The organism is Serratia sp. CoH_134_PS_4 (assembly GCF_058190535.1).
Genome location: NZ_JBXWKI010000048.1, coordinates 1 through 400, shown reverse-complemented (window position 1 = coordinate 400; position 400 = coordinate 1). Strand labels below are relative to the sequence as shown.

Sequence of the window (400 nt, the reverse complement as noted above, 5' to 3'; positions counted from 1 at the left end):
AGCCCGGTGGAATCAATTACCAGGTGTGCGATTTCACCCCGGGTGGGCGTTTTGAAACTGACATTAACCGACTTTGCCCGCCTGCTGACACAGCTGTAATCCGGGCAGCGTAGCGGAACGTTCATCAGAGAAAAAATGGAATCAATAAAGCCCTGCGCAGCGCGCAGGGTCAGCCTGAATACGCGTTTAATGACCAGCACAGTAGTGATGGCAAGGTCAGAATAGCGCTGAGGTCTGCCTCGTGAAGAAGGTGTTGCTGACTCATACCAGGCCTGAATAGCTTCATCATCCAGCCAGAAAGTTATGGAGCCACGGTTGATGAGGGCTTTATTGTAGGTGGGCCAGTTGGTGATTTTGAACTTTTGCTTTGCCACGGAACGGTCTGCGTTGTCGGGAAGAT

1 pseudogene is annotated in these 400 nt (G+C 51.8%); it reads right to left on the bottom strand.

The window, feature by feature from the left end:
- Nucleotides 1-374 (bottom strand): annotated as a pseudogene (locus AC2FCQ_RS24670) (IS5-like element IS903B family transposase); the annotation flags it as partial.
- Nucleotides 375-400: the final 26 nt, after the last annotated feature.